At 49.5% G+C, this 6,079-nt stretch carries 6 protein-coding genes, 6 tRNA genes and 1 rRNA gene; 12 read left to right on the top strand and 1 reads right to left on the bottom strand.

Annotation, left to right across the window (positions count from 1 at the left end):
- From rrf to ACI1P2_RS30220, 9 genes are all read left to right on the top strand, one after another.
- A 5S ribosomal RNA gene (gene rrf / locus ACI1P2_RS31510) occupies nucleotides 1-74 on the top strand; the annotation flags it as partial.
- 28 nt (nucleotides 75-102) lie between these two features.
- Nucleotides 103-176: transfer RNA gene (locus ACI1P2_RS30255), tRNA-Ile, on the top strand.
- A gap of 36 nt (nucleotides 177-212) precedes the next feature.
- Nucleotides 213-285 (top strand) — tRNA-Ala (locus ACI1P2_RS30250).
- Between the two features lie 11 nt (nucleotides 286-296).
- Nucleotides 297-372, top strand: a tRNA-Thr gene (locus ACI1P2_RS30245).
- A 14-nt stretch (nucleotides 373-386) separates the two neighbouring features.
- Nucleotides 387-463 (top strand) — tRNA-Asp (locus tag ACI1P2_RS30240).
- A gap of 166 nt (nucleotides 464-629) precedes the next feature.
- Nucleotides 630-705: transfer RNA gene (locus ACI1P2_RS30235), tRNA-Lys, on the top strand.
- Nucleotides 706-721: 16 nt separating this feature from the next.
- A tRNA-Leu gene (locus tag ACI1P2_RS30230) sits at nucleotides 722-809 on the top strand.
- Nucleotides 810-1,014: 205 nt separating this feature from the next.
- Nucleotides 1,015-1,350, top strand: coding sequence for a LysR family transcriptional regulator (locus tag ACI1P2_RS30225; RefSeq protein WP_355327253.1), 336 nt, complete (start codon nucleotides 1,015-1,017; stop codon nucleotides 1,348-1,350).
- A 1-nt stretch (nucleotide 1,351) separates the two neighbouring features.
- Nucleotides 1,352-1,495: a hypothetical protein gene (locus tag ACI1P2_RS30220; RefSeq protein ID WP_355327250.1), complete on the top strand. Its 144-nt coding sequence runs from the start codon at nucleotides 1,352-1,354 to the stop codon at nucleotides 1,493-1,495.
- Nucleotides 1,496-1,593: 98 nt separating this feature from the next.
- Here the strand turns inward: ACI1P2_RS30220 and ACI1P2_RS30215 are convergent, their stop codons facing one another.
- Entirely contained in the window at nucleotides 1,594-2,907 is a 1,314-nt protein-coding gene (locus ACI1P2_RS30215; protein WP_355327247.1) for a transcriptional regulator, read from the bottom strand.
- Nucleotides 2,908-3,141: 234 nt separating this feature from the next.
- Here ACI1P2_RS30215 and ACI1P2_RS30210 point away from each other — a divergent pair, with 234 nt between their 5' ends.
- The 3 genes from ACI1P2_RS30210 to ACI1P2_RS30200 are packed head-to-tail and all read left to right on the top strand — an operon-like array spanning nucleotide 3,142 to nucleotide 6,054.
- Entirely contained in the window at nucleotides 3,142-4,359 is a 1,218-nt protein-coding gene (locus ACI1P2_RS30210; RefSeq protein ID WP_355327244.1) for a M20 metallopeptidase family protein, read from the top strand.
- Nucleotides 4,360-4,388: 29 nt separating this feature from the next.
- Entirely contained in the window at nucleotides 4,389-5,228 is an 840-nt protein-coding gene (locus ACI1P2_RS30205) for an enoyl-CoA hydratase/isomerase family protein (protein WP_355327241.1), read from the top strand.
- Between the two features lie 4 nt (nucleotides 5,229-5,232).
- Entirely contained in the window at nucleotides 5,233-6,054 is an 822-nt protein-coding gene (locus ACI1P2_RS30200; RefSeq protein WP_355327238.1) for an enoyl-CoA hydratase/isomerase family protein, read from the top strand.
- Nucleotides 6,055-6,079: the final 25 nt, after the last annotated feature.

The raw sequence follows: 6,079 nt of genomic DNA, 5'->3' as shown, positions 1-6,079 counted from the left end.
ACACGACCGTTAAGCCCTCCAGCGCCGATGGTACTTGGACCGAAGGGTCCTGGGAGAGTAGGACGTTGCCAGGCAAATCCCCTCGGGGAAGAATACATATTGGGGTCCTTAGCTCAGCTGGTTAGAGCGCACCCCTGATAAGGGTGAGGTCGGTGGTTCGAGTCCACTAGGGCCCATCATTTACATAGGATTTTTAAATGAAATATATATATGGGGCCATAGCTCAGCTGGGAGAGCGCATCGCTGGCAGCGATGAGGTCAGGGGTTCGATCCCCCTTGGCTCCATTTAAGTATGGGCCGGTGTAGCTCAATTGGTAGAGCAACTGACTTGTAATCAGTAGGTTGGGGGTTCAAGTCCTCTCGCCGGCACCACTTCAAGTGAATGCGGAACCGTGGTGTAGAGGCCTAACATGCCTGCCTGTCACGCAGGAGATCGCGGGTTCGAATCCCGTCGGTTCCGCCACTTTAGAAAAAAAATTGGGATGAGAGCCCAATAGGGTTCGTCGGAGCGGCACTTCGTTATGACTAGCTTCGCAGTCTCTCATAAAATGAGAGTACCCCGGAGATTCTGTAACAAGTTTCAGGCTTGGGAACTTAAACAGATTTTACTAAAGGATTACTTTTATTGAGAGCCATTAGCTCAGTCGGTAGAGCACCTGACTTTTAATCAGGGTGTCGAAGGTTCGAGTCCTTCATGGCTCACCAGTTTTTTCTAAAATATGCGGTCGTGGCGGAATTGGCAGACGCGCACGGTTCAGGTCCGTGTGGGCTAACCCCCCGTGGAGGTTCGAGTCCTCTCGACCGCACCAATTTAACAATGAACGTGCTCTTGAGTTTCCTGTCGAGGAGATTCAAGGGCTTTTTGCGTACTCGAAATTTGCAAAGTATTGCTCATTACTTGAGCCGAAGAAAGCTTTGAGTTGTATTCAAGATGAACATAAATGTTGGCGGTCGTGGATCATGAATTGAGAGGGAGTTACACATGAGTCTGATTAAGTATGAAGTGTTCCTGGCGTGGTGGAGCTGGGCAGTCTGACGAAGGCGGCGGAGGCGCTGGGCTTCACCCAATCCGGCATCAGCCATACGATCAGCAGCCTGGAGCAAGAATTCGGCTTCCCGCTGCTCGTGCGCAGCCGTTCTGGTGTGAAGTTGACGGTGAACGGGAAACAGGTTCTTCAGCCCATCCGGGAGATTCTGAAATGGAATGAGCAGCTCAAGCAGCAGGTAAAGCAGGACCGGATGCTGGCGATTCACTCCACCGACCATCTGCTGAGTAAAGCCCCTTATATGCCACTGGCCCAGGTCGCCTACGAGGACCTTCATCATTCCGAAGCCCGGCTCGGACTATGATGTGCAGCAGGTACTGGAGAAGGCCGGGATTAAGCCGAACATCAAGTTCTCCGCTGGGGATGATTATGCGATCATAGCTATGGTGGAGAAAGGCCTGGACATCAGCATCTCCCGGAGCTGGTCATCCGGCCAGGAAGTGATTTGACCTGTAAATCAAGCGCAAAAAAGGCACGTTTTCAATTTTGAAAATGTGCCTTTTTTGCCATTAATTTAAAGTCGAAATGGCAAACGTAACAATGCGTGTCATCTGCTTAATTTGCGACCTTCTTTGTCGAGAAACAACAGTTCGTAGTATTTTTTGGGTCGCCCCTTACTATTGTCTCGTTTTTCAAATACCGTTTGTGCGTATTTACTTTCTTCAATTTTGTTAAGGATACGGTTTGCACCTCTGACGGTCATGGACAGGCACCCAGCAACATCCTCAGAGGATAATTTATTTGTTCTCATGATTTCTGCATAGGACATGATTTTTTGCAAGTTGATGTTGTTTATTCCGATAGTTTTGGCTAACGCGATGATTTCCGGGTCCCCCTGTTCAGAGAACTGTATGACATTCATGCTCCGCATTGGGCCGATAACCTTCTGATCCTCGTTTATAAAAAAGCTACAGCTGCCCGTAAAGGCTTCCGCCTGTCTGTGAGCTTTGGTGGCGTTTATGCTAGCTTGGAAATATTCATGCCCCGAGCCCCACCCGATCTTCACCTTGCCCTGTATGCGTTCTTCCAGATACTCCAGCAGGCTACAGTTATGCGCGTTAGCGGTGATTCTCATGAAATTTCCGTAGGTGGTGTACAGTCTGACATAGCCATCCGAAATTTGCGCCGTGTCTGCCAGATTCACGCTGCGCAGAAACCTGCCGACAAGAACTTTCAGCTCATGGAGCTCCTCTTCGGAGGACTGCTGCTCATTTTGGACCGATAGATATGCGACCACTGCCCTCTGGTTCTTAAGCTTAAGGATGGTAATTTCATTGATGATCTCGCTGATGGTCTCTTTAACGCTCTCTAAAGTGGGCCGGATTAAGATATATTTGACTCCGTGCTTTTGAAGCTCCGGAACAAAGTGGCCGAAGGCCGTGATGGACAGATCTATTTTCTTGTTTTCCCACAGACTGATATGGTTCTCCAGCATGGTCTCCACCCGCTCCAGCAGATCTCCGCTGTCCACAGGCTTTCCCTCATGAGTCAGGTATTGCTGGAATTCGCTGAAGGACTCGATGATATACGCATAATCCACATAGATCCGGGAGATATCAAGTCCAGGTTCTGTAACCAGCAGCCGGAAAAGCTCCCTGTACAGCAGGTTCTCATCATCGTGCAAAATGTGAACAGGGACTTTATCATTCAGGCATTCCTTATCGATGGACTCGTAAAGCATCCTGCCGCTGATCACAAATCCATCCACCGAATCTAAGTTCTGCAGGTATAGGTCTGTTGTTTCACTGAAATTGCTTATGGTAAGGAAGCGGAACTGGCATAATGGCCGCATCTCTTCTTCAATGGCGCGGAAATAATCCATATGGGTCTCTGGCGTGATAATACCCAGCTTGATTGTCATGGTAGATTCCTTTCATAAAACAGTTCAATCAAAAGAGTTATATCACAATAAATGTGATATTACAATGTTCCGGCAGCCTCCAAAATAATGTTCTTAAAATGTCTTAATATCTCTTGACAGCGAATGAAAATGCCAGTACGATGAAAGTGTTCTTAAAAAGTCCTAAAATATAAAGGAGGAATGCTTGCTCTGTTCTAACGTTCATTTAATTTATGTTGCGGGAGATGTTCATTTGTGATTGAAAAAGCTGGAGACTTAATGAGTATGGCCCAGCAGTTGCAGGACAAAATGGTCACGTACAGGCATCATCTTCATGCGATTCCGGAGCTTGATTTAAGTTTGCCCAGAACTACGGCCTACGTAAAAGAGGCCTTGGAGTCGATGGGTCTTAAGCCCGCTCCGGTAGGAGAATCAGGGCTAACGGTTACGATTGGCGGACAGCATGACGGGAAGGTGGTTCTGATTCGTGCGGATATGGACGCTTTGCCCATTCAAGAAGAAACAGAGCTGTCTTGCGCATCATTGAATGGAAACATGCATGCTTGCGGTCATGACATGCATACTTCCATGCTGCTCGGAGCTGCGGAGATTCTGAAGGCTAATGAAGCGCAGCTTCGCGGGACGGTTAAGCTTATGTTTCAGCCGGGTGAAGAGACGCTGCACGGGGCAAAAATGATGCTGGAGAATGGGATTCTCGACAATCCCAAGGTGGATGCCGCTATGATGCTTCACGTATTGACCGGAATGCCGCTTCCTGTCGGACAATTTGTAGTGCCTGAGGAAGGTGGAGCGATATCTGCTTCTTCGGATTGGTTCGAAATCATCATCCGGGGGAGGGGCTCACATGGCGCTATGCCCGAGGCCGCAGTGGACCCCTTAAATGTGGCTGCTCATCTTCATCTGGCGCTGCAGGGTATTCTAAGCCGGGAAATTTCACCGATTGACAATGCAGTGCTTACCATTGGCGTGATGGAGGGCGGAACTACGAACAACGTGATTCCCGATACGGCCAGATTGAAAGGAAGCGTGCGCACATTTGACGCTGCATTGCGGGATAAAGTGGAAGCCCGTATCCGCGCAATTACCGCAGGTATCGGAGAAACTTTTCAGGCAAAAATGGAAGTGATCTATACGAGAGGTTGTCCTGAGGTGAAAACGGATGGCGGGCTTAATAGGCAAATGAGAGCTTCGATTGCAAATACCTTTGGGGACGGCTCCTATATCGGTATAACTGAGCTGGTACCCGGCGGGAAATTAATGGGCTCGGAAGACTTCGCCTTTGTCTCACAGGCGGTGCCAAGTACCACAGTGTTTCTTAACGCAGGCAATATCGAAGATGGTTATAGTTACCCTGTACACCATCCAAAGACGATGTTCTCGGATGAGGTGCTTCATAGAGGGGCTGCGGCTTATGCAGCTTTTGCCAGAGACTGGCTTGAAAGTAACAGATAAGCTCTAAACCAAACTTAGGAGGAATTACAATGACAGAGAGACGTATGATTGGACCCACCAAATTCGAAGAGTACTCGGAGAAATACAAGGAATTCTTGTTAATGACCCGCCGTGACGGAATCATTGAAGTGCGTCTGCACACCGACGGAGGTCCGTACAAGCACAATTGGGAAGCTCATACCGCCTGGTCTCATGCGTGGTCAGATATCGGCCGTGACCCTGAGAACGAAGTCATGATTATTTCGGGTACTGGGGATAAATGGTTGATTGGCGACCCTGAGGTCTGGAATACGAAATTTATGGATTGGCCGAAGCAAAAGAAGCTCGAACAGTATCATGAATCACTAAGACTTCTTGAAAATCTGATCTTCTGCATTGACATCCCGACCATCGGGGCGGTCAACGGGCCGGGAACGCACTGCGAACTCGCAACGCTCTGTGATATTACCATTTGTACAGAAGACGCGGACTTTTTCGATCCGCATTATCTGGGAGGCACGCCTCCAGGAGATGGAATGCTGCTCACACTGCAGAGCATGATCGGTTTCAAGAAAGCAGCCTATTACGCCTACACCGGCAAGAATATCAATGGTCAGACCGCCTTGGAGCTGGGTATTGTCAGTGAAGTGCTGCCCCGAGAAAAGCTTCTTCCGCGCGCATGGGAGCTGGCGGAGATGATCATGCAGGCACCGCGTTCAACGAGACATCTGTCGCACTCTATCATCTCCCGTCCATGGAAGCAGGCACTGGTCGCCGATCAGGGATTCCAGCTTGCCCACCAGATGTACGACATGGCCATTGATGAAGAAGGAGTGCTGGAGCGCCTGAAGAAAATGCAAGGACGCCTGATGGGCAAAGATGTTCAATAGAAAGATGACGGGACCTACACGGTTCGAAGAGTACTCCGAGAAATACAAGGACTTATTCCTCATGACCCGCCGCGGCGGCATCCTCGAAGTGCGCATGCACACTAACGGGGGACCTTTACAATTCGACTGGCCGGTCCAAGCCGCATATGGTCATGTATGGTCAGATATTGGCCGTGATCCTGAGAATGAGGTCATGATCCTTACAGGGACAGGAGAGCTGTGGCAGACAGGCAATCCTGAAGTCTGGACCACCAAATTCATGGATTGGCCGAATTGCCGGAAGCTGGAGATGTATCATGAATCGCTCAGAATGATTGAAAATATGGTTCATTGCCTTGACATCCCCACGATCGGGGCGGTCAATGGCACAGGCGCACACTGGCAACTGGGAACGCTCTGTGATATTACCATTTGTACGGAAGACACCGCGTTCTTCGATGCCCATTATCTGGGCGGTGTTCCGCCTGGAGACGGAATCGTTCTGGCCCTTCAAAAGATACTGGGGAGCAAGAAAGCGGCATACTATGCATACACGGGGATGAACATTACTGCCCAAGAGGCACTAGACCTCGGTCTGGTCAGTGAGGTATTGCCTCGTGAACAGCTTCTTCCACGGGCATGGGAGCTGGCAGAGATGATCATGCAGGCACCCCGCTCTACAAGACATCTTACGCATTCAATTGTATCGCACCCGTGGAAACAAGCTTTTGCAGAGAATCAAGGTCTTCAGCTTACTCACCAATTGGTTGACATGGCTATTGATGAAGAGGGGATTCATGAGCGGCTGATGAAGCTCAAGGAACGTTTTCAGAGGAATGGGCAGTAAGCCTGGTCAAGCCGCAGGAGGAAGA

Source organism: Paenibacillus jiangxiensis (assembly GCF_046098255.1).
In the GTDB taxonomy this organism is placed as follows: domain Bacteria; phylum Bacillota; class Bacilli; order Paenibacillales; family Paenibacillaceae; genus Paenibacillus; species Paenibacillus jiagnxiensis.
This window is presented reverse-complemented; position numbering and strand designations above follow the sequence as displayed.